This window comes from Rhodanobacter sp. FW106-PBR-R2A-2-24 (assembly GCF_058789615.1).
This window is the reverse complement of sequence record NZ_JBYTBV010000002.1, coordinates 434,655-455,081: the sequence shown is the minus strand read 5'-3', so window position 1 is coordinate 455,081 and position 20,427 is coordinate 434,655. Positions and strand designations below refer to the sequence as shown.

The 20,427-nt window shown below is 67.6% G+C and carries 17 protein-coding genes and 3 tRNA genes; 14 read left to right on the top strand and 6 right to left on the bottom strand.

Annotated features, from left to right (window positions below; genetic code table 11):
- Positions 1 to 138 precede the first annotated feature (138 nt).
- The 3 genes from AC3WQA_RS03175 to motA form a co-directional block, all read right to left on the bottom strand.
- Positions 139 to 2,517, bottom strand: coding sequence for a nitric-oxide reductase large subunit (locus AC3WQA_RS03175; protein ID WP_492673646.1), 2,379 nt, complete (start codon positions 2,515 to 2,517; stop codon positions 139 to 141).
- A 252-nt stretch (positions 2,518 to 2,769) separates the two neighbouring features.
- A complete protein-coding gene (gene motB / locus AC3WQA_RS03170) occupies positions 2,770 to 3,876 on the bottom strand; it encodes a flagellar motor protein MotB (protein ID WP_492673645.1) in 1,107 nt (368 codons plus the stop codon).
- A gap of 2 nt (positions 3,877 to 3,878) precedes the next feature.
- Positions 3,879 to 4,742 (bottom strand): flagellar motor stator protein MotA, encoded by an 864-nt coding sequence (motA, locus tag AC3WQA_RS03165; RefSeq protein ID WP_492673644.1) that lies wholly within the window; start codon positions 4,740 to 4,742, stop codon positions 3,879 to 3,881.
- Positions 4,743 to 4,998: 256 nt separating this feature from the next.
- Between motA and hemN the strand changes: the two genes are divergently transcribed.
- The 12 genes from hemN to AC3WQA_RS03105 all read left to right on the top strand — a co-directional run bounded on the left by hemN (position 4,999) and on the right by AC3WQA_RS03105 (position 17,034).
- Positions 4,999 to 6,399, top strand: a complete 1,401-nt coding sequence (gene hemN, locus AC3WQA_RS03160; protein ID WP_492673643.1) for an oxygen-independent coproporphyrinogen III oxidase — start codon at positions 4,999 to 5,001, stop codon at positions 6,397 to 6,399.
- A complete protein-coding gene (locus AC3WQA_RS03155) occupies positions 6,396 to 7,172 on the top strand; it encodes a cyclic nucleotide-binding domain-containing protein (protein WP_492673642.1) in 777 nt (258 codons plus the stop codon). Before hemN ends, AC3WQA_RS03155 begins: the two co-directional genes overlap by 4 nt.
- 96 nt (positions 7,173 to 7,268) lie before the next feature.
- The gene (locus AC3WQA_RS03150) at positions 7,269 to 7,820 is read left to right on the top strand and encodes a cytochrome b (protein WP_492673641.1); all 552 of its coding nucleotides are present in this window, start codon (positions 7,269 to 7,271) and stop codon (positions 7,818 to 7,820) included.
- 207 nt (positions 7,821 to 8,027) lie between these two features.
- Positions 8,028 to 9,566: a copper-containing nitrite reductase gene (gene nirK, locus AC3WQA_RS03145; RefSeq protein ID WP_492673640.1), complete on the top strand. Its 1,539-nt coding sequence runs from the start codon at positions 8,028 to 8,030 to the stop codon at positions 9,564 to 9,566.
- A gap of 2 nt (positions 9,567 to 9,568) precedes the next feature.
- Entirely contained in the window at positions 9,569 to 10,330 is a 762-nt protein-coding gene (locus AC3WQA_RS03140) for a formylglycine-generating enzyme family protein (protein ID WP_492673639.1), read from the top strand.
- Positions 10,331 to 10,485: 155 nt separating this feature from the next.
- On the top strand, positions 10,486 to 11,052 hold the full coding sequence (locus tag AC3WQA_RS03135) for an SCO family protein (RefSeq protein WP_492673638.1): 567 nt from the start codon (positions 10,486 to 10,488) through the stop codon (positions 11,050 to 11,052).
- 124 nt (positions 11,053 to 11,176) lie between these two features.
- The gene (locus tag AC3WQA_RS03130) at positions 11,177 to 12,496 is read left to right on the top strand and encodes a hypothetical protein (protein WP_492673637.1); all 1,320 of its coding nucleotides are present in this window, start codon (positions 11,177 to 11,179) and stop codon (positions 12,494 to 12,496) included.
- A 139-nt stretch (positions 12,497 to 12,635) separates the two neighbouring features.
- Positions 12,636 to 12,872: a DUF2249 domain-containing protein gene (locus AC3WQA_RS03125; RefSeq protein WP_492673636.1), complete on the top strand. Its 237-nt coding sequence runs from the start codon at positions 12,636 to 12,638 to the stop codon at positions 12,870 to 12,872.
- Positions 12,853 to 14,088 (top strand): hypothetical protein, encoded by a 1,236-nt coding sequence (locus AC3WQA_RS03120; RefSeq protein ID WP_492673635.1) that lies wholly within the window; start codon positions 12,853 to 12,855, stop codon positions 14,086 to 14,088. Before AC3WQA_RS03125 ends, AC3WQA_RS03120 begins: the two co-directional genes overlap by 20 nt.
- A 10-nt stretch (positions 14,089 to 14,098) precedes the next feature.
- Complete coding sequence (locus tag AC3WQA_RS03115; protein ID WP_492673634.1) at positions 14,099 to 14,479, top strand: putative zinc-binding protein; 381 nt, start codon at positions 14,099 to 14,101, stop codon at positions 14,477 to 14,479.
- A gap of 87 nt (positions 14,480 to 14,566) precedes the next feature.
- Positions 14,567 to 15,592 carry a quinolinate synthase NadA gene (gene nadA / locus AC3WQA_RS03110; protein WP_492673633.1) on the top strand — a complete coding sequence of 342 codons (1,026 nt, stop codon included), beginning with the start codon at positions 14,567 to 14,569 and terminating at the stop codon, positions 15,590 to 15,592.
- A 5-nt stretch (positions 15,593 to 15,597) separates the two neighbouring features.
- A complete protein-coding gene (locus AC3WQA_RS03105; RefSeq protein ID WP_492673632.1) occupies positions 15,598 to 17,034 on the top strand; it encodes an L-aspartate oxidase in 1,437 nt (478 codons plus the stop codon).
- 159 nt (positions 17,035 to 17,193) lie between these two features.
- Here AC3WQA_RS03105 and AC3WQA_RS03100 read toward each other — a convergent pair.
- The 3 genes from AC3WQA_RS03100 to AC3WQA_RS03090 form a co-directional block, all read right to left on the bottom strand.
- A tRNA-Asp gene (locus tag AC3WQA_RS03100) sits at positions 17,194 to 17,270 on the bottom strand.
- A gap of 37 nt (positions 17,271 to 17,307) precedes the next feature.
- Positions 17,308 to 17,383 (bottom strand) — tRNA-Glu (locus AC3WQA_RS03095).
- Between the two features lie 9 nt (positions 17,384 to 17,392).
- Positions 17,393 to 17,468: transfer RNA gene (locus AC3WQA_RS03090), tRNA-Ala, on the bottom strand.
- Positions 17,469 to 17,753: 285 nt separating this feature from the next.
- Between AC3WQA_RS03090 and AC3WQA_RS03085 the strand changes: the two genes are divergently transcribed.
- Together AC3WQA_RS03085 and AC3WQA_RS03080 are read left to right on the top strand one after the other, a co-directional pair.
- Positions 17,754 to 19,508: a cation:proton antiporter gene (locus tag AC3WQA_RS03085; RefSeq protein WP_492673631.1), complete on the top strand. Its 1,755-nt coding sequence runs from the start codon at positions 17,754 to 17,756 to the stop codon at positions 19,506 to 19,508.
- A 154-nt stretch (positions 19,509 to 19,662) separates the two neighbouring features.
- Positions 19,663 to 20,415 (top strand): FKBP-type peptidyl-prolyl cis-trans isomerase, encoded by a 753-nt coding sequence (locus tag AC3WQA_RS03080; protein ID WP_492673630.1) that lies wholly within the window; start codon positions 19,663 to 19,665, stop codon positions 20,413 to 20,415.
- Positions 20,416 to 20,427: the final 12 nt, after the last annotated feature.

Sequence of the window (20,427 nt, the reverse complement as noted above, 5' to 3'; positions counted from 1 at the left end):
CGCGCCGGCTGCCGCAACACGGATTCGGTCGCGCCGGCTTGGTATGTTCCCGGCAAAACGCCGGCATGGCGCCATAGGGCCATGCCGGCAGGGGCGACGACCCGCCATGGTCGCCGTGTGGTTCGCTTCGCGCCGGCGTCAGCCGTCGGCGCGACCCCGTTCGTCGCCGGCATGGCGGCGGCCACCGTGGTGGCGCGTCGCTTCCGTCGACGGGTCACGCTGGTGGCGCAGGCTGCGGCGGCCTTCGCGCAGGCGCCACAGCTTGGCGACGAAGTCCCAGGCCATCAGCAACGCGCCGGCGGCGAACACCAGGTCGCCGGGCAGGCGCATCCATTGCCAGAACACGGTGGTGTCGTAGAACGCCAGGCTGCGTGCATAGGCGTAGCCGTGGGTGTAGACGGCCTCCAGCTGCGGCCAGCCGATCGGATAGAAGTTCATCACGATCCACATCACCACACCGACGTTGTACAGCCAGAACGCCCACACGCCGCTGCGGTCGCTCCAGGCGCGCTCAGCGGTCACATAGCGCAGCACCATGTAGACCAGGCCGATGGCGAGCAGGCCGAAGGCGCCGAACATGGAGGTGTGCGCGTGGTTGAGCGTGAGGAAGGTGCCGTGCTCGTAGTAGTTCACCAGCGGCGCATTCAGTGTGCCGCCGCCGAACACGCCGGCGCCCACGAAGTTCCAGAAGGCCGCGCCCAGGATGTACAGGTAGGCGAGCTTGTACGGGAAGTTCCGCTTCTCCTGGATGTGCTTGTGCTGGTCGATGGCTTCCAGCGCCAGCAGCACCAGCGGCAGCACCTCGATGAAGGAGAACATGCTGCCCACGCCCACCCACAGGCCCGGCTCGCCGGCCCAGTACAGGTGGTGGCCGGTGCCGAGCACGCCGCCGATCACGATCAGGATCCATTCGAACAGCACCGCGCGCTCGGCCATCTGCCGCGACACCAGGCCCAGCGCCATCAGGAAGTAGCCGGTGACCGAGGCGGCGAACAGCTCGAAGGCAAGCTCCACCCACAGGTGCACCACCCACCAGCGCCAGAAGTCGGTGATCGAGAACGAGGGATTGGGCGAGCCCAGCGGGATCATGCCGAACACGTAGAACAGCGCCACGGTCACCGTGCTGATCCACACCAGGTGCTCGATGCGGAACAGGCCGTAGATCGAGCTGCCGCTCTGTCGGTACAGGCTGCGCAGGGTGGGCAGGAAGGCACGCAGCAGCACCACGCACCACACGGTGAGGCCGACAAAGAACAGGATCTGCCAGAAGCGGCCCATTTCCAGGTAGGACAGCCCCTGGTTGCCGAACCAGAACCAGTGCTGGTCGACCAGACCGGCGATGCCGAGGTAGTTGCCGATCAGCGCGCCGGCGACGATGGTCACCAGCACCCAGAAGATCGCGTTCACCAGGAAGCGCTGGCCGCTGGGCTCGCGCTTGCCGATGATCGGGGCGAGGAACAGGCCGCCGGCGATCCAGCTCACGCCGATCCATACGATGGGCGCCTGCAGGTGCACGCTGCGCAGGAAGGCGAACGGCAGCCACTTGTCGATGTCGATGCCGTAGAAGCCGGTGCGCTCGGTGTAGTAGTGCGCCATGATCGAACCGGCGAGGATCTGCACCAGCAGCACGCCGGCCACCACCAGGAAATACTTCCACAGCGCCTTCTGGCTCGGCGTCGGCGCGCGGAATTTTTCCAGCACGGGGTCGAAGGTTTCGTGTTCGGCCTTGGGCTCGATCCAGCGGCGATAGATCACCAGGATCGCGCCGATGGCGAGGAACACCATGGTGAACGAGGCCCAGGTCCAGGTGAACGTGGAGGCCGTGGGCGTGTTGCCCACCAGCGGCTCGGACGGCCAGTTGCTGGTCCAGGAGTAGTCCTTGCCGGGGCGGCGCGCCACCGTGGTCAGCGAGGAATACAGCAGGAAGCCGGCGGTCTGGTTGGCGCTGCCGGCATTGAGCGCGCGCGCGCCGGTGTAACCCTTGCTGAAGTCGTCGCGCAGCAGCGCGGCGCCGATCTGCGTGCGCAGCGCCAGCATGGCCTTGGCCACCGCGTCGGGCAACTGCACCGTGGGCTGGCTGAGGTCGATGCCGCGCAGCTCCGTGCGCATCGCCTCGGTCGCGCCGTACTGCTGGTCGGCACCGAGATCGGCATAGGCCTTGCCGTAGCGCTCCAGCGCGATGTTGTCGCGCGTGGCCTTGGCCAGTTGCACGAGATATTCGGCGGTGTAGTCCTCGCCGAAGGACGAGCCCATGCCGTACAGGCTGCCGTAGTCCATCAGGTCGGCCTTCTGGAAGCCTTGCTTGCCGGCGACGATGTCGGCGTAGCTAAGCACGGTCGTGCCGTCGGCGGCAGTCATCGCCTGGGGAATCGGCGCGGCTTGCTGGTAGGTCGAGCGCGTGGCCGCCAGCATGCCGGCGCCGCAGGCGATGGTGACGGCAAGGAGTATCCAGATCAGGACACGGCTGATGCGATCCTGCGGGCTGGCGTGGCCCGCAGGCTGGGAGTCTGTGTACATGCATGCCTCTTCGTGAGTGGGGTAAGCGAAGCGGGCGGCATGCTAGGGAGCGGGCGGCGGTGTGCGCCTGATCCAGGTCAGGCAAATGCCGTGTCGTGGCTTCCGCGCGGGAATCGCGCGGCGCAAGGCGCTGCGGCATATCGACTCATGTGCGGCAAGTGTCGATGAATGGACGTCCAAACCGTGGGCGTATCCACCGCAACGTGTGGCGATATGCCGCTGCCACAGCGAGCGCGGCGCGACCTTGCCGCGTCAGCCGCCGGTTGCCAGCGCCTGGCCGGTGGACGGGTTGCCGGCCGTGCGCAGCACGGGCGGTTGCGGCAGGGTGGCGGCCTTGCCGGATGGCGAGATCCCCGCGTGCGTGTCACCGTTCGCGGCAGGCTTGTCGATGGGCGCTTTGGCGGCGGGCGTGGCGTTGTTGCCGGGCGTCATCACGTTCTGCGCCATGCCTTGCGACAGCGCTGCGGCCTCGGCCTGCTTGGTCATCACGATGATGCTGATGCGCCGGTTGATCGGGTCGTTCGGGTGCGCCTTGTCCAGCGGCACCGAGGCCGCCAGCCCCACCACACGGGCCACCTTGTCGTCATCCAGGCCGCCGGCGATCAGGGCGCGGCGGGCGGCGTTGGCACGGTCGGTGGACAGCTCCCAATTGCTGTAGCCGTTGTCGCTGCTGTATGGCGCATCGTCGGTATGGCCCGAGATGCTGATGCGGTTGGGCACCTGGTTGATGAGCTTGGCCAGGTCGCCAAGTATGGTCCGCGTGTAATCCTTCAGGCGCGCGCTGCCGATGTCGAACATCGGTCGGTTCTGTTTGTCCACGATCTGGATGCGCAGGCCTTCGGGGGTGATGTCGATGAGTAGTTGGTCCTTGAACGGTGCCAGCGCCTGGCTGTTCTGGATGGCGGCGTTGAGCTGCTTTTTCAGCTCTTCGAGGCGGGCCTTGTCGAGCTTGCGGGCCTGTTGCTCGACCTCGGCCTGGCTGAGTTGCCGTGCCTTGTTGCCCGGCTCCTGCACCTTGGCGAGCTGGCCGGGCGGGCCGTTGTGGCGATCCTTGCCCGGGCCGTGCGAGAGATCCATCGCGCCGCCCAGCTTGATCATGGCGTCGCTGGCGCCGCCCGGTCCCATCTGGCCCGGTGGCGCCACCGTGGCCGTGCCTGGGGTGTTGCTGGGGTTCTTGAAATACTCGGAGATCGCCGCCTTCTGCTGGCGCGTCGCGACGCCGAGGATCCACATGACGAGGAAAAACGCCATCATCGCGGTGACGAAGTCGGCGTAGGCTACTTTCCACGAGCCGCCGTGATGGCCGTGGCCGCGCTTCTTCACCCGCTTGATGACGATGATGGGGGGCGCGTCGCTCATGCTCAGGCCTTGGCGTGGGCGTTGCTGAGGTGTTCCTCCAGATCCAGGAAGCTGGGCCTGGCGTAATCAGGCAGCACCTTGCGGGCGAATTCCACCGCCACCTTGGGGTTGTAGCCGCGCAGGTTGGCCAGCAGGCCCACCTTGACGCATTCGAAGGCCTTGCTCTCCTCGCGCGCGCGCGCCTCCATCGCCGCGCCCAGCGGGCCGATGAAGCCGTAGCACAGCAGAATGCCGAGGAAGGTGCCCACCAGCGCGCCGGCGATGTGCTCGCCGATCTGCGAGGTGTCGCCGGAGAGGTTGGACATGGTGGTGACGATGCCGAGCACCGCCGCCACGATGCCGAAACCGGGCAGGCCGTCGGCCATCTTGGTGACCGCCATGGCGGGCACTTCCGATTGCGTGTGGTGGGTATCTACCTCGGCGTCCAGCAGCGACTCCAGCTCGAAGGGTTCCATGTTGCCGCCCACGATCAGGCGCAGGCAATCGGTGATGAATTCGACCAGGTGCTGCTCGCCGAGCAGGCGCGGGTAGGCGGAGAACACCGAGCTTTCCTGCGGATTTTCGATATGCGCCTCCATGCCGAGCAGGCCTTCCTTGCGCATCACGCCGAAGATGTCGTAAAGCAGCGAAAGCACGTCGACGAAATCCTGCTTGCGGTACTTGGGGCCTTTCACCAGACCGGTGATTTCGTGCAGCGCATCCTTGATTACCTTGGCGGAGTTGGCGGTGAGGAAGGCGCCGATCGAGCCACCAAAGATGATGATCAGCTCGTAGGGCTGCCACAACGCCAGCAGGTGCCCGTGCGACAGCACGTAGCCACCCAGCACACAGCCGAGTACGACCAGAGATCCAATCAGGATCAGCATGTTTGACTCCCTGCGGCACGTGCGTTGCTACAGGGGGGGTTATCGGTCATCCGGCGTGAAGCTTGAATGTGGACGGCGGGTTGGGGCGGGGTGGGCGCACGGCGCGCAGCGCTGCGGCTTTTCGACACAGGCGGGCGCGCCAAACCGCGATGCGGTGCGGCTCCGATGGCATTTTCTGCGTTCCGGCGAGGGTGCTTTGCACAGGGTTTGACCGGCGTCAAGGCTGCCCCGCAAACCCTTGCGCACACTGATCCGCATGAACCACAGCATCCAGATTCCCGAGTTCGACCCCGCGCTGATCGCGCGCTATGACATGGCCGGGCCGCGCTACACCAGCTACCCGACCGCGCCGCAGTTCCGCAGCGATTTCGACGAGCATGCGCTGCGCACGGTGATCCAGGCCTCCAACGAAGAGCCGATCCCGCGCCCGCTGTCGATCTACCTGCACGTGCCGTTCTGCGTCAGTCCGTGCTTCTACTGCGGCTGCAATCGCATCATTACCCGCGATGTGGGCAAGGCCGACCGTTACCTGGAGCGGCTCTACCGCGAGATCGAGCTGGTGGCCAAGCTGTTCGACCGCGACCGCCAGGTGACCCAGCTGCATTTTGGCGGCGGCACGCCCAACTTTCTCGACATCCCGCGCATGCAGGAGTTGATGGGCGTGCTGGCGCGGCATTTCAGCTTCAGCCCCGAGCGCGGTCGCGAGTTCGGCATCGAGATCGACCCGCGCTTTGCCGACGCCGACTACATCCGCGGCGTGGGCGCGCTGGGTTTCAACCGTATTTCGGTAGGCATCCAGGATTTCGACCCGGTGGTGCAGGAAGCGGTGAACCGCATCCAGAGCGTGGCGCAGACGCGCGAGGTGCTGGAAGCGGCGCGCGACAGCGGGTTCCGTTCCACCAGCGTGGACCTGATCTACGGCCTGCCCAAGCAGACGGTGGCCGGCTTCGAGCGCACGCTGGAGGAGATCATCGCGCTGGGCTCGGATCGGGTGGCGGTTTACGCCTATGCGCACCTGCCGGAGATGTTCAAGGCGCAGCGCCATATCAAGGCCGAGGATCTGCCCGATCCGGCCACGCGCCTGCAGTTGATCGGCCGTGCGCTGGCGCGCCTGGGCGAGGCCGGTTACGTCTACGTGGGCATGGATCACTTCGCCCGCGAGGACGACGAGCTGGTCGCCGCGCAGCGCGCCGGCACCCTGCAGCGCAATTTCCAGGGCTATTCCACCCATGGCGAATGCGACATCGTGGGTCTGGGCGTGAGCGCCATCGGCCGGATCGGCGACAGCTACTGCCAGAGTTCGCGCGACCTCACCGGTTATTACGCCGCGCTGGACAACGGCCGCCTACCGGTGGCACGCGGCCTGCTGCTGAACCACGACGACCTGATCCGCCGCGAGGTGATCGGCCAGCTGATGTGTTACGGCGAGCTGGACATGCTGGCCTTCGGCGAGCAGCGCGAGATCGACTTCGCCGATTACTTCGCCGCCGAGCTGGCGCGCCTGCATGAGCTGGCTGGCGACGGGCTGGTGACGCTGGACGAACGCATGATCCGGGTGACTCCGCGCGGCCGGCTGCTGCTGCGCATCGTGGCGATGAGCTTCGACGCCTATCTCGGCAAGCAGGCTGAGCGACCGCGGTTCTCGCGCGCCATATGAGCGGCGGCAGGCCAGCCCGGCGCAAGCCCGGCGAGCCGGGCATCGAGCTGCCCGGTGCCAGCGTGGGTGCCGATGGCGTCACCGAATTCTGCCGTACCTGCGCGCTGGCCAGTGCCTGCGCCATGGTGGGCTACGGCAAGAGCGAGCTGTCGCCGCTGTACAAGTTGATGCAGCATCTGGGGCCGTATCGCCCTGGCGAAACGCTGTTTCGCCAGGGCGATCCGTTCGAGGCGGTGTACGCGGTGCGCGCCGGCACGGTGAAATTGCGGCAGATGGATGGGCAAGGCCGTGAACACGTGCTGGGTTTCTTCCTGCCCGGCGAGGTGATCGGGCTGGATGCGATCCACCCGGGCCACTTCCCCTGCGACGCAGTGGTGCTGGAGGATTCGCAGTTCTGCCGTTTCCCGTTCGCCGCCATGAGCACCCTGGCCAGCCGCAAGCCCGAGGTGCAACAGCACCTGTTCCGCCTGCTCAGCCACGACCTGGGCCGGGCCAACGCGTTGGCCGGCGACTACCGCTCGGACGAGCGCCTAGCCGCTTTCCTGGTCGACCTTGGTGAGCGCTACGCCGCGCGCGGCTTCCCCGGTACGCACTACCAGCTCAGCATGTCGCGCAACGACATCGCCAATTACCTCGCGCTGGCGTCCGAAACGGTGAGCCGCACCTTCAGCCGTTTCCGCAGCAAGGGCCTCATCGCCATCGAGGGCCGCGTGCTGCATTTGCGCGCACCACAGGAGCTGCGCGAGCTGGGGCACAATCTGCTGGCCGCTTAATCGGCTTGTTTGCGCGTCGATACCCACGCCTTGAGTACGCCCCGTCGTTCTTCCCCCGTCGCCTTCACCCCACCGCCCCAACTCAGGAGTACCGCGATGAACCTCAAGCACTCCGCCGACCGCTACGGCACCGGCCTGATCGCCTTGCATTGGCTCACTCTGTGGTTGCTGGTCGCGGTGTATGCCCTGATCGAGTTGCGCGGCATCTTTCCGCGTGGCAGCGATGGCTACGTGGCGATGAAGACCTGGCACTTCATGTTGGGCCTCGTCGTGCTGGTGCTGCTGCCGATCCGCCTGGGGCTGCGCGCGGTTGGTGGCGCGGCGCCGCCGATCCATCCGCCGATGCCGTCGTGGCAGGCACGCCTGGCTGGCGTGATGCACCTTGCGCTGTACGCCTTCCTGCTGGTCATGCCGGTGCTGGGCTGGTTCACGCTGAGCGCCCAGGGCAAGCCGATCCCGTTCTTCGGGCTCACGTTGCCGGCGCTCGTCGATGCCGACAAGGCGCTGGGGCACCAGCTTGAGGAAATCCACGAAACCATCGGCAACATCGGCTACTACCTGATCGGCCTGCACGCCGCCGCCGCGCTGCTGCACCACTACTGGGTGCGCGACGACACCTTGCGGCGGATGCTGCCAGGGCGTCGTTGACGCGCCAACGCACAGCCATATGGACGTCCAAAGGCCCGCCGATCGGCGGGCCATTTCGTGGTGCCTGCGACGCCGTGACGCGGTGCGGCAGATGGGCGCGCGTGGCCGCTTGTCGCAGTTGGCTTCTTGCGATTTCGCATTTGATTGAGGTCAAGCGGCAAGTTAATGCGGAGGGCAGGATGGCGCCGCCATTCGAGGAGCCACCCCATGCAGCACTCCCCCCTGAAGTACATCCTGTCGCTGGCTGCCATGACGGCCACACTCCTGCTTGCCGCCTGCGGCGGTTCGCATGAAAGCACCAGTGTCGAGTCCGCTGTCCCCGTCGTGCATGCGGCGCCCGCGCCGCTGAATCTTGCACCGGTGGACTTCGGCCCGCCGCAGGGTGCCCCGATCCATGCGGTGTTGACCAGCCCGCCGCACGTGCCGCCGCCGACCCATCGCGACTATCCCGCCAAGGTCATCGTCGAGCTCGAAGTGGTGGAGAAGGAAATGGAGATTTCCGAAGGCGTCAAGTACACCTTCTGGACCTTCGGCGGCACCGTGCCGGGCAGCTTCATCCGCGTGCGCCAGGGCGACACGGTGGAGTTCCACCTGAAGAACGCGCCGGACAGCAAGATGCCGCACAACATCGACCTGCACGGGGTGACCGGCCCGGGCGGTGGCGCGGCGTCGAGCTTCACCGCGCCGGGGCACCAGTCGCAGTTCACCTTCAAGGCGCTCAACCAGGGCATCTTCGTCTACCACTGCGCCACCGCGCCGGTGGGCATGCACATCGCCAACGGCATGTACGGCCTGATCCTGGTCGAGCCGCCGGAAGGCCTGCCCAAGGTCGATCACGAGTATTACGTGATGCAGGGCGACTTCTACACCACCGGCAAGTACCGCGAGAAGGGCCTGCAGCCGTTCGACATGGACAAGGCCATCGATGAAAGGCCGACCTACGTGTTGTTCAACGGCAAGGAAGGCGCGCTCACCGGCGACAACGCGCTGACCGCCAAGACCAACGAAACGGTGCGGCTGTTCGTCGGCAACGGCGGACCGAACCTGGTGTCCAGCTTCCACGTGATCGGCGAAATCTTCGACCGCGTGCAGCCCGAGGGCGGCACGGTGACCCAGCACAACGTGCAGACCACGCTGATTCCCTCCGGCGGCGCGGCGATCGTGGAGTTCCACACCGACGTGCCGGGCAGCTACGTGCTGGTCGACCACTCGATCTTCCGCGCCTTCAACAAGGGTGCGCTGGGCATCCTCAAGGTGAGCGGCCCGGAGGACAAGCACGTGTATTCGGGCAAGGAAGTGGACTCGGTGTACCTGGGCGACCGTTCGGAGCCCAACCTCAAGGCGGTGGCCACGGCGGCCAAGGCCAATGCGGTTGGCAAACTGACCAAGGCCGACCAGATCGCCGCCGGCAAGCAGTTGTTCACCGGCACCTGCTCGGTGTGCCACCAGGCGAATGGCCAAGGCATGCCCGGCGTGTTCCCGCCGTTGGCCAAGAGCGACTTCCTCGCCGCCGACCCCAAGCGCGCCATGGCCATCGTCACCCATGGCCTGAGCGGCAAGGTCAAGGTGAACGGCCACGAGTACGACTCGGTGATGCCGCCGATGAGCCAGCTCACCGATGACGAGGTGGCCAATATCCTCACCTTCGTCGTCAACAGCTGGGGCAACCCGGGTGGTCAGTTCAGCAAGGACGATGTGGCCAAGGCCCGCGCCGGCGCCGGCCCGGTGGTGAACGCGGAGCACTGACGATGCGCGCCCGGCTCGCAGGATTCTGCCTGGCCATGGCGCTGGCCCTGCCGGCAGCAGCGGCGCAGTACGTCGCCCTGCCGGGCGGGCGCTTCACCAGCGTGCTGCCCGCCGATGGCAAGGCGTCGCCCGCGCAGCTCGCGCCGTTCAAGCTGCGCACCGAACCGGTGACCAACGGCGAGTTCCTTGCCTTCGTCAAAACGCACCCGACGTGGCAGCGCGGCAAGGTGGCGCCCATCCTCGCCGATGGGCGTTACCTCAGCCACTGGGCCGGGCCACTGGCATTGGGCAAGGATGCACTGGCGCGCCAGCCGGTGACCCGGGTGAGCTGGTTCGCTGCCGAGGCGTATTGCGCAAGCGAAGGCGCGCGCCTGCCCACGTGGTACGAGTGGGAATACGCGGCGGCGGCCGACGCCGCGCATCGCGACGCGCGCAGCAACCCGGCCTGGCGCGAGCGGCTCCTGGCCTGGTATGCACGGCCGTCGAGTGCGCCGCTGCCGGTCATCGGCGGTGTGCCCAACGCCTACGGCGTGCGCGACATCACCGAGCCGGTGTGGGAGTGGGCCGACGACTTCAACGCGCTGCTGGTGGCCAGCGACAGTCGCGACCAGAACGATCCCGACGTGTTGAAGTTCTGCGGTGCCGGCGCGATCAGCCTGCAGCAGAAGGAAAACTACGCGGTGCTGATGCGCGTGGCGATGCTGTCCTCGCTCAAGGCCGCCGATACCACCAGCAATCTGGGCTTTCGCTGCGCGAAACCGTGACATGCGCGGCCCATGGATGGGCCGCACGCCCGCCATCGCGCAGCGATGGCGGGCGGAGCCCACGCCGGCTTTGCCGGCGTGGGCGAGTCGGGGGAGGGCAGGAAAGCCCTCCCCCGACATCCAGCAAGCGCTGTGCCTTTTTTGCGAGGTCCACGATGAAACGGTTGCTCCTGCTGCTCACCCTGATAGCCGCGTGCGCCACGGCTCACGCCGCACAACCGCTGCCCGGCGATTCCATCTACCACCTCAAGATCCAGCTCACCGACCAGAACGGCCACGCGCAGCCCCTGGCCGCGCGCCGCGGTCGCCCGCAGCTGCTGGCGATGTTCTACGCCTCCTGCCAGATGGTCTGTCCGATGATCGTGGACAGCATGCGCGCCACCTACAAGGCGCTGCCCCCGGCGCAGCAGGGCAGGCTGGATCTGCTTCTGGTGAGCTTCGACCCGGCGCGCGACAGCGTTGCAGCGCTCAAGCGCTATGCCGAAAAGCGCCAGCTGGCCACGCCGCCGTGGACGCTGGCGCGCGCCGAGGCGCCGCAGGTGCGCCAGCTCTCCGGCGTGCTCGGCCTGCAATATCGCCAGCTGCCCGATGGCGAATTCAACCACTCCAGCGAACTGATCCTGCTCGACGCCGATGGCCGCATCGTGGCGCGCACCACGCATATCGGCCGGCTCGACCCGGCCTTCGTCGCGGCCATCCGGCAGCATCTTGGCGGCGAGTAGCCACAGGACAAAAAGCCGCGCGGTGTTTGCTCGCAGGGGGCTATCGGCGCGCTCACCCATCGGCACAATGCGCGCCATCGTGGCCGTCCAGGCTCGCGCCTTTTCCCCATCCGGAGTATTCCCCATGCGACACACCCTGATCGCCCTTGCGGCAGCCGCCGTGCTGGGCAGCCTGAGCGGCGCCGTGCATGCCGATGCGCTCAGCGACGTCTTCACGCAAGGCCATGTCGACGGCGAGCTGCGCCTGTACGACTTCCACCGCCTGTACGCAGACGCGGCCAAGCCCGATGCCAGCGCGCTCTCCGGCGCCATGCTGCTCAACCTGCGCACGGCCGAATTCGGCGGTGGCTTCAGCCTCGGCGCCTCACTGCTGGGCGCCAACGCGCTGGGCTCGCGCCCGGCGAATCCGGCCAGGCTGGACACCACCCTGATGGGCGCGGACAACAGCCTCGATGCGCTGGGCCAAGCTTACGTGCAATACAAGAACGACGGCATCCTGCTGCGCGCCGGCCAGCAATACCTGACCACACCATGGATGGGCAGCAGCGATGCGCGCGTGTTGCCGGCCTCCTATCAGGCGATCCAGGCCAGCTTCGCGCCGGCCGAGGGCTGGGACATCCACGCGCTGCGCAGTTACGGCTGGAAAAGCCGCACCTCCGGCGATTATCACTTCGACAACCTCTACTACCCGGTCGATTTTCGCGGCGACACGATGTACGGCAACTTCGGCGGCTTGCCGGCCACGGCCCGCGGCATGATGGGCACGTGGGCGCTGGGCACCAGTTATGCGGCGGGCGGCTTCAAGGCCCAGGCCTGGTATTACGACTTCATCGACTTCGCCCGCATGGGTTATGCCGAAGGCAGCTACACGTTCAAGACCGGCAGCGGTGTCGATCCATTCGTTGCTGCGCAGTACGTGGGCGAGCATGCCGGTGCGGGCAGCATCCTGGTGGCGAACCAGGCCAGCGTGCTCGGCGCGGCCGGCAGCCGGGTGGACAACCAGACCTGGGGCGCGGACGTCGGCGTCAACATCCCGCACGGCAAGTTGGATGTTTCCTGGAACCGCATCGAGCGGCAGGCCGGCGCGGTGGGCGAGGGCGCGCTGATCTCGCCCTACACCGCCGGCTGGGCCAGCGATCCACTGTTCACCACCTCGATGATCCGCGGCCTGGTGGAGCAGGGGCCGGGGCACGCGTGGAAGGCGCGGTTCGCCTACGGCCTCCTGGGTGACAAGCTGCAACTGGGCGCGGCCTATGCGCACTACGACACGGTGCTGCGTGGGCAGAGCCATCACGTGTATCTGGACGTCAGCTACCACTTCGACGGCTATTTCAAGGGCCTGTCGCTGCGCAACCGCTGGGAGCGCGCCACCGGCGGACAAGGCCTGAACCCCGGCAACCAGTCTTTCGTCTATGACCGCGTGATGATCGCGTACAAGTTCTGACCAGCCGTGCCCTCGGGCCGGGCCGGTGACGACGACTCGGCCCGGTACCCGGCGCTGGCATGGACAGGCGATTGCGTGATGCTTGACCTGCGTCACGCGATGGCCGGTGCCAAGCCGCTGCAATAGCGCGATGCCTGCCATGCGTGAAATCGACCTGCGCTCGTTGTGTGCGCCCGAACCCCTGTTGCGCGCGCTCGCCGCCGCCGACGCGCTCGCGCCGGGCGAGGCGGTGGCCGTGCTCACCCCCATGCTGCCGCACCCCTTGCTGATGGAACTGGCCCAACAGGGTTACGAAACCGAGCCGGATGCCGCGCAGGCCGACGGCAGCGTGCGCTTGGTGATCCGGCGGCCGAGCGATGCCCAAACTCAGGCTTGAACAGGCGCCGGCGGCCGCGCTGCCGCTGCGTTTCCTGCTCGCCATGCCTTGCTGGGGCATGCTGGGCGGCGTGTTGCTGTTGCTGGAGGGCGCCACACCGCTGGCATCGCGCTGGCACCCGGCCACCTTGGCGCTGGTGCATGTGTGGACGCTGGGCGTGCTCGGCAACGCAATGTTCGGCAGTTTGCTGCAATTCCTGCCGGTGGCGGTGGGGACGATGCCGCGCTGGCAGGTTTCCGCGCCGTGGTTGCATGCCGTGTTCAACCTCGGCGTGCTGCTGCTGGTGGTCGGTTTGCAAGCTGGCATGCGCGGGCCGCTATTGGCGGCAGGGGTGCTGTTGCCGCTCGCCTTCCTGTGGCTGGCCGCGATGAGTTTGCCGGGCCTCGTTGCGGCGGCCGGCGAACCCCTGCTGCGCGCCGGCATCGGCGTGGCGCTGGGTTTCGGCGTGGCAACCGCGCTGGCCGGCGGTGCGCTGGTGCTCCTGCTGGCCGGGTGGGCCGCGTGGTCGCCGGGAGCAGTGGACGCGCACGCGGCGCTGGGCGTGCTGGGCTGGGTGATCCTGCTGCTGGCGGCGGTGGGACGAATCACCATGCCGATGTTCCAGGGCACCCGCATGTTGTCCGCCCGCATACAGGCTGGCTGGACGATCGCGGTGGCCGTGCTGCTGCCGCTGGCCGCCGCGTGGCATCTGCAGGCAGCGCGCGGCGGGGCCTTGTCCCTCGTGCTGGCGTTGGGCGGCGCCGGCTTTGCGTTGGCGGTGCTCCATCTGCAGTGGCCCGTGCCCAAGGCGCGCCGCAACGCGCTGTACCTGCATTGGCGCGCCGGTGCACTGGCGCTGCTCGCGGCGGCGGCAGCCTTGCTGGCAGGGCAGGGCAGGTTGGCCGGCGCGTTGGTGGTCGCGGTGGGTCTGCCGCTCATGGTGAGCGCCATGGCCATGGAGATCGTGCCCTTCGTGGCCTGGATCGGCCTGCGTCACCTGATCCCGCGCGGCGTGCAGATTCCCGGCGTGCAGAAACTCCTGCCCGACGTCAGGAAACGCCGTGTGCTGCTGGCGCAAGGCCTCGCCGCTGCCTTGCTGATGCTGGCCGTCGTCTGGCCACGAGCCTGGCTGGCGCGCGCGGCTGGCGTGGCGGAGTTGGCGGCCTGGTCGCTGCATGGCGCGGCCTTGCTCGGCGTCTTGCGTACCAGCCGGGCGTTTTCCCGACGTGTGAATTGAGGATGTGCCGATGAGTCGCGACCTGCCGCTGGTGTATTCGTGCTCGGGTTGTTCCAGTGCGGCGCAGATGGCCAACCATCTCGCCCTGCAACTGGATCGCGCGGGCGAGGCTGAGATGAGCTGCATCGCCGGTGTGGGCGGCGGTGTCGCCGGTCTGGTGCGCACCGCGCAGAGCGGGCGGCGCATCCTGGCGCTGGATGGCTGCGTGCTCAAGTGCGCCGCCGCGTGCCTGGCCAACGCCGGCGTGGTGGCCGACGCGCACCTGGTGCTTTCCGACTACGGCGTGAAGAAGCGCAAGCATGCCGATTTCGACGCGGCGGAAGCCCGGCATGTTTACGATGAACAGGTACTGGACGCGGCGCGGGCCTTGCGCAAGGGCGACGCCGCCTGACACGCACATGACCCGTGTCAAAGCGCGGAAGCGTGGTGATCCGGCATGCTGAGCGGCGCTTTTTTCCCGAACCTGCCGCGAACCCTCATGTCCGAGCTTGCCGAACTGCCCCTCCCTGTCTGGCGCGATGAACTGGCCGACGATTACGCCGCGCTGGCTGCGCGTCTCGAACCCCTGGTGCCCTGCCTGGAAATTCCACTGCACCTGCCGTGGATCGATGCGATCAACAAGCTGAAAAAGCAGCGCGGCGCAGTCATCATGGCGCACAGCTACCAGTCGCCGGAAATCTTCCACGGCGTGGCCGACATCACCGGCGACTCGCTCGGCCTGGCGCAGGCCGCAGCCAGCTGCGACGCCGACCTGATCGTGCTGTGCGGCGTGCACTTCATGGCCGAGACCGCCAAGATTCTCGCCCCGGAAAAGACCGTCTTGCTGCCCGACCTCGATGCCGGCTGTTCGCTGGCGTCCTCGATCACCGCCGAAGATGTGCGCGCGCTCAAAGCCAAATACCCGGGTGTGCCGGTGGTGAGCTATGCCAACACCTCGGCGGCGGTGAAGGCCGAATCGGACGCCATCTGCACCTCGGCCAACGCCGTGCAGGTGGTGGAGGCGATGGGCACGGACACGGTGATCTTCCTGCCCGACGAATTCCTCGGCAAGCACGTCGCCAAGCAGACCCGCGTCAACATCATCCTGTGGCATGGCCGCTGCGAAGTGCATGAGCGCTTCACCGCGCAGGAAGTGCGCCATGTACGCGAAGCCTTCGGCACCAAGGTGGTGGCGCATCCCGAGTGCTCGCCCGAGGTACTGGCAGAGGCCGATTTCGTCGGTTCCACCACGGCCATGAGCAAGTGGCTGGCGCGGGAGAAGCCGGCCAAGGTGGCGATGATCACCGAGTGCTCGATGGCGGACAACCTGAAGTCGCAGTTCCCCACCACCGAGTTCATCAAGCCCTGCAACCTGTGCCCGCACATGCAGCGCATCACGCTGCCGAACATCTACGCGGCGCTGCGCGACATGAAGCACAAGATCGAGATTCCCGCCGAGGTCGTCGTCGGCGCGCGTCGTGCGCTGGATCGCATGCTGGCCATCGGTCGGCACGACCGCGCATGAAGGCCATGCAGCGCCCCATCGTGGTGATCGGCAGCGGCGCGGCCGGCATGGCCACGGCGCTCGCGGCGGCGCCCGCGCCGGTGCGCCTGCTGTGCCGTGCCAGCGATGGCAGCGGCACCGCCAGCGCGCTGGCGCAAGGCGGCATCGCCGCGGCCATGGGCGCGGGCGACAGCCCCGCCGCACACGTGCGCGATACGCTGGAAGCCGGCAGTCATCACAACGACGCTGGCGTGGTGCGCTGGACTTGCGAGCAGGCGCCGGCCACAGTGCGCTGGCTGGCCGAGCAGGGCGTGGCCTTCGACCGCGGCGAGGATGGCGCGCTGTCGCTGGGGCGCGAAGGTGGCCATCACGCACATCGCATCGTGCATGCCGGCGGCGACGCCACCGGTGCGGCGCTGGTGCGCGCGCTGCGCGCGAAGGTGGAACGGGCCGGCCACGTGCAATGGCGCGGCGGGGTGGATGCCGAAGCGCTGCTCATGCGCGACGGCGCCGTGTGCGGCGTGCGCGTGCGCGATGCGCAGGGGCGCAGTGAGGAGATCGAGGCCGCCGCCGTGGTGCTGGCCACCGGCGGCATCGGTTCGCTGTATGCGCGCACCAGCAACCCGCCCGGCGCCGACGGCGCGGGCTTGGCGCTGGCGCTGGCAGCAGGCGCGGCGGCGCGCGACCTGGAGTTTGTGCAATTCCATCCCACCGCGCTGGCGGTGGACGGCCACAGTCTGCCGCTGCTTACGGAGGCGCTGCGCGGCGCCGGGGCGCGCCTCGTCGACGGTGAAGGCCGGGCGCTGATGGCGGGCCTGCATCCCCTGGGTGATCTGGCGCCGCGCGACGTGGTGTCGCGGCGCGTGTGGCAGGTGCAGCAGGCGGGCGGCAGCACCTGGCTGGATGCCACGACCATCGCCGGCGATTGGCAGCGGCACTTTCCCACCGTGCTGGCCAGTTGCCTCGCGCACGGGTTCGATCCACGCAAGGATCGCCTGCCGATCACACCGGTGGCACATTTCCACATGGGCGGCGTGGCCACCGACCTGGATGGCCGCAGCTCCGTGCCCGGCCTGCATGCGGTGGGTGAGGTGGCTTGCAACGGCCTGCACGGCGCCAATCGGCTGGCGAGCAATTCGCTGCTGGAAGCCGTGGCTTGCGGGCGACGGCTGGGTGCGCTGCTGGCAGGCACGACGATCCCCGCAGGCCACGGCGAGCATCATTGGGTTGCTCGCGGTGCCGCGTTGCCAGCGGAAAACCTGCCCGCGCTGCGCGAGCTTTTGTGGGGTGCCGCCGGCCCTGTGCGCGAGGCGGTGGCGCTGCGCGCCGCTTGGCGCACCTGCACGGCGGCGATGGAGGCCGGTTGGCAGATGCGCCTAGCCAAGGAGTTCCTGCGCGCCATGCGCCTGCGCAAACGCAGCCTGGGGGCGCACTACCGGGAAGATCGCGGCTGCCCCATGTGAGCGTGCCGTGCGCTGCGTCTTCGCGGCGATCTGCGTTGGCCGGGCCTTGCACACGTGCCGGCCCGGTTCCGGCCATCGGACTTGGCTGGATGCGCGCGGACAAACCTGCCGATGCGAGCCAACAAAAAAGCCGCCCGAAGGCGGCTTTCCTGTTTTGCGTGGCGGAGCGGACGGGACTCGAACCCGCGACCTCCGGCGTGACAGGCCAGCATTCTAACCAGCTGAACTACCGCTCCACATGCTGTTCCAGCATACTATCGTTGCGTACCAACTTGGCGTCCCCACGGGGATTCGAACCCCGGTCGCCACCGTGAAAGGGTGATGTCCTAGGCCTCTAGACGATGGGGACGAATTGAGTTGGTGGAGCCAGGCGGGATCGAACCGCCGACCTCCTGCATGCCATGCAGGCGCTCTCCCAGCTGAGCTATGGCCCCGCCGCTGGAAGCCGCAAAGAATAGGGACGAGTCGGTATTCCGTCAAGCTTTTTTTCAAGAAATTTTCACATGTGTTTCGAGGTGCATGTCCGGTCTCGTCGAGCGGCCTGCACGACGGTGTTGCCGTAAGCTCTGGGAACGCATCGGCAGGCTGTCGAGGGTCCGTCCGCAGCGCGATCCACGGCAGGATCGCCCGCCGGCCAGGCGCGCGCCGTTGCCTGATGGGCGCGCTGGGAAGGTGCGGGAAGGTACCCTCCCGACATCCAGTCGGGAGAAGAGGACGGCATGCACGACATCGGCTTCATCCGTGACCTGGCCCTGGTGATGCTGGTGGCCGGCGCCACCACGATCCTGTTTCAGCGGCTGCGCCAGCCGGTGCTCCTGGGCTACATCCTGGCCGGCGTGCTGATCGGCCCGCATACGCCGGGCATGCTGGTGGCCGACCCGCGCGCCATCGACGACATTTCCAACCTCGGCGTGGTGCTGCTGATGTTTACGCTGGGGCTGGAGTTCAGCCTGCGCAAGCTGCGCGAGGTGGGCGCGGGCGTGCTGGCGGTGGCCGTGCTGGAGGTGGGCCTGATGCTGTGGATCGGCATGGGCCTGGGACATGCGTTTGGCTGGACGGGCATCGATGCGCTGTTTCTCGGCGCCATCGTCTCGCTCTCTTCCACCATGGTGGCCACGCGCATGCTGAAGGAGAGCGGCCGGCAAGGGCAGCCGTTCGCGCGGATGGTGGTGGGGCTGCTGGTGGCCGAAGACGTATTGGCCATCGTGATGCTCACCCTGCTCACGGCCGTGGCCATCGGCGGTGCGGTGCAGGCGGAGACGGCACTGAGCGTAATCGGCCACCTCGGCCTGTTCGTGTTGGTGGGGATGATCCTCGGCCTGTTGCTGCTGCCGCGGCTGATCGACTACGTGGCCGGCTTCAAGCGCGACGAAACCCTGTTGGTGAGCGCGCTGGGCATCTGCTTCGGCGCCAGCCTGCTGGCGGCGTGGATGGGTTTCAGCGTGGCGCTGGGCGCCTTTCTCGCCGGCGCGGTGGTGGCCGAGTCGCGCAGTGTGGCGCGCGTGCTGCGTCTGGTCGAACCCTTGCGCGACATGTTTGCGGCGCTGTTTTTCGTGGCGATCGGCCTGAAGATCGACCCGCTCATGCTGTGGCAGTACGCACTGCCCACGCTGCTGATTGCCGCCGTGGTGATCGTGGGCAAGACGCTGGCCTGCGCGCTGGGTTTCTTCGTGGTGGGGCGCGACGCGCGCACCGCGTTGCGCGCCGGGCTCGGCATGGCGCAGATCGGCGAGTTCTCTTTCGTGATTGCCACGCTGGGGCTGTCGCTGGGCGTGGTCAGCGCGTTCATCTACCCCATCGCGGTGAGCGTGTCGGTGCTGTGCATGGCCTTGTCGCCGTACCTGAATCGCGCCAGCGATGACCTGGCCGACGGCCTGTCGCGCCTGCTGCCGCGGTCGCTGCATCTGCTGGCGCGCAGTTACACGGGGTGGTTGGCGAATCTGGCGCCGGTGAACGATAACGCCGTGCTGGCGGCGATGTTCCGGCGCCTGCTCTGGCATATCGCGGTGAACGTGCTCCTGGTGATTACCTTGTTCATGATCGGCGCCTACGTCAACGCACACGGCTGGGGCTGGTTCTCGCGCCTTGGCATCGATCGCGAGCTGCGCCACACGCTGATCTGGGCCGTCGCCTTGTTCCTGTCACTGCCGATGCTGATTGCGGTCTACCGCAAGGCCGAGGCACTGGGCATGCTGCTGGCCGAATTGGGCATACGCGAGCGCTTCGCCGGCGGCTATACGCAGGCGATCCGCAACGTGCTGGCGCGGCTGATCCCGCTGGCCACGCTGTTTGCGCTGGCGCTGCTGGTGAGCGTGCTGGGCTCGGCGATCCTGCCACCGCTGGGGGTGGCGATCAGTCTGCTGGTGGCGCTGGTGGCGCTGGCCGTGGTGCTCTGGCGCAGCCTGGTGAGGCTGCACGCGCGCTTGCAGGCAGCGCTCAAGGAAACCCTGGAAAAGCCCGGGGGGGCGGCCTGAACCTGCGCCGCCCGGGAACCTTTCCGGCAGCCGAATGTCGCAGTGGGGCACGATTGCAAGCCCGGCGTGGCGGCCCCACAATGGGCGACCATGTCCCCTGCAGTGGGGGCCCGGCCGGCGGCACCGGCATATCCAAACCTTGAGGGAGTTTCGAATGAAGCATTTTCTGCGCCCCACGCTGACGGCCTTCGCGGCGGTTGCGACGCTGGGCATGTCGGCGGGAGTGTTCGCCGCCCAGACGCCGGCCAAGGCCGCCGCCAGCGGCACGGTCGACAAGGCAAAGGTGAGCTACATCGTCGGCTGGCAGATCACCGGCCAGATTCCGCCGATCATGCGCTCTGAGCTTGACCCGAATGCGGTGGCGAATGCCGTCAAGGCAGCGCTGTCGGGCCAGAAGCCGAACATGACCGACGCCGAGGCCAAGGCGACCATGGAGCCCTTCATGAAAATGATGCAGGCGAAGGAACAGGCCGCGATCGCCAAGGAAGCCGCCAAGAACAAGGCCGAGGGCGATGCCTTCCTGGCCAAGAACAAGACCAAGCCGGGCGTGAAGACCACCGCTTCGGGCCTGCAGTACGAAGTGCTCAAGGCCGGCACCGGCGCTCGTCCGGGCCCGGGCGACACGGTGAAGATCGACTACACCGGCACCTTCATCGACGGCACGGTGTTCGATGCTTCGTCCAAGCACAACCCGCCGGGTGCGGCCGAGATTTCGCTGGCCGGTGTGATTCCGGGCTTCCGCGAGGGCCTGCAGCTGATGCAGGTGGGTGGTCACTACAAGCTGTTCATCCCGGCCAACCTGGCCTATGGCGCCGAGCCGCAGCCGCCGATGCCGCCGAACGCCACGCTGATCTTCGACGTGACGCTGGACAGCGCGGCGCCGACGCCGGCAGCTCCGGCCAAGTAAGCGCGATGGCGG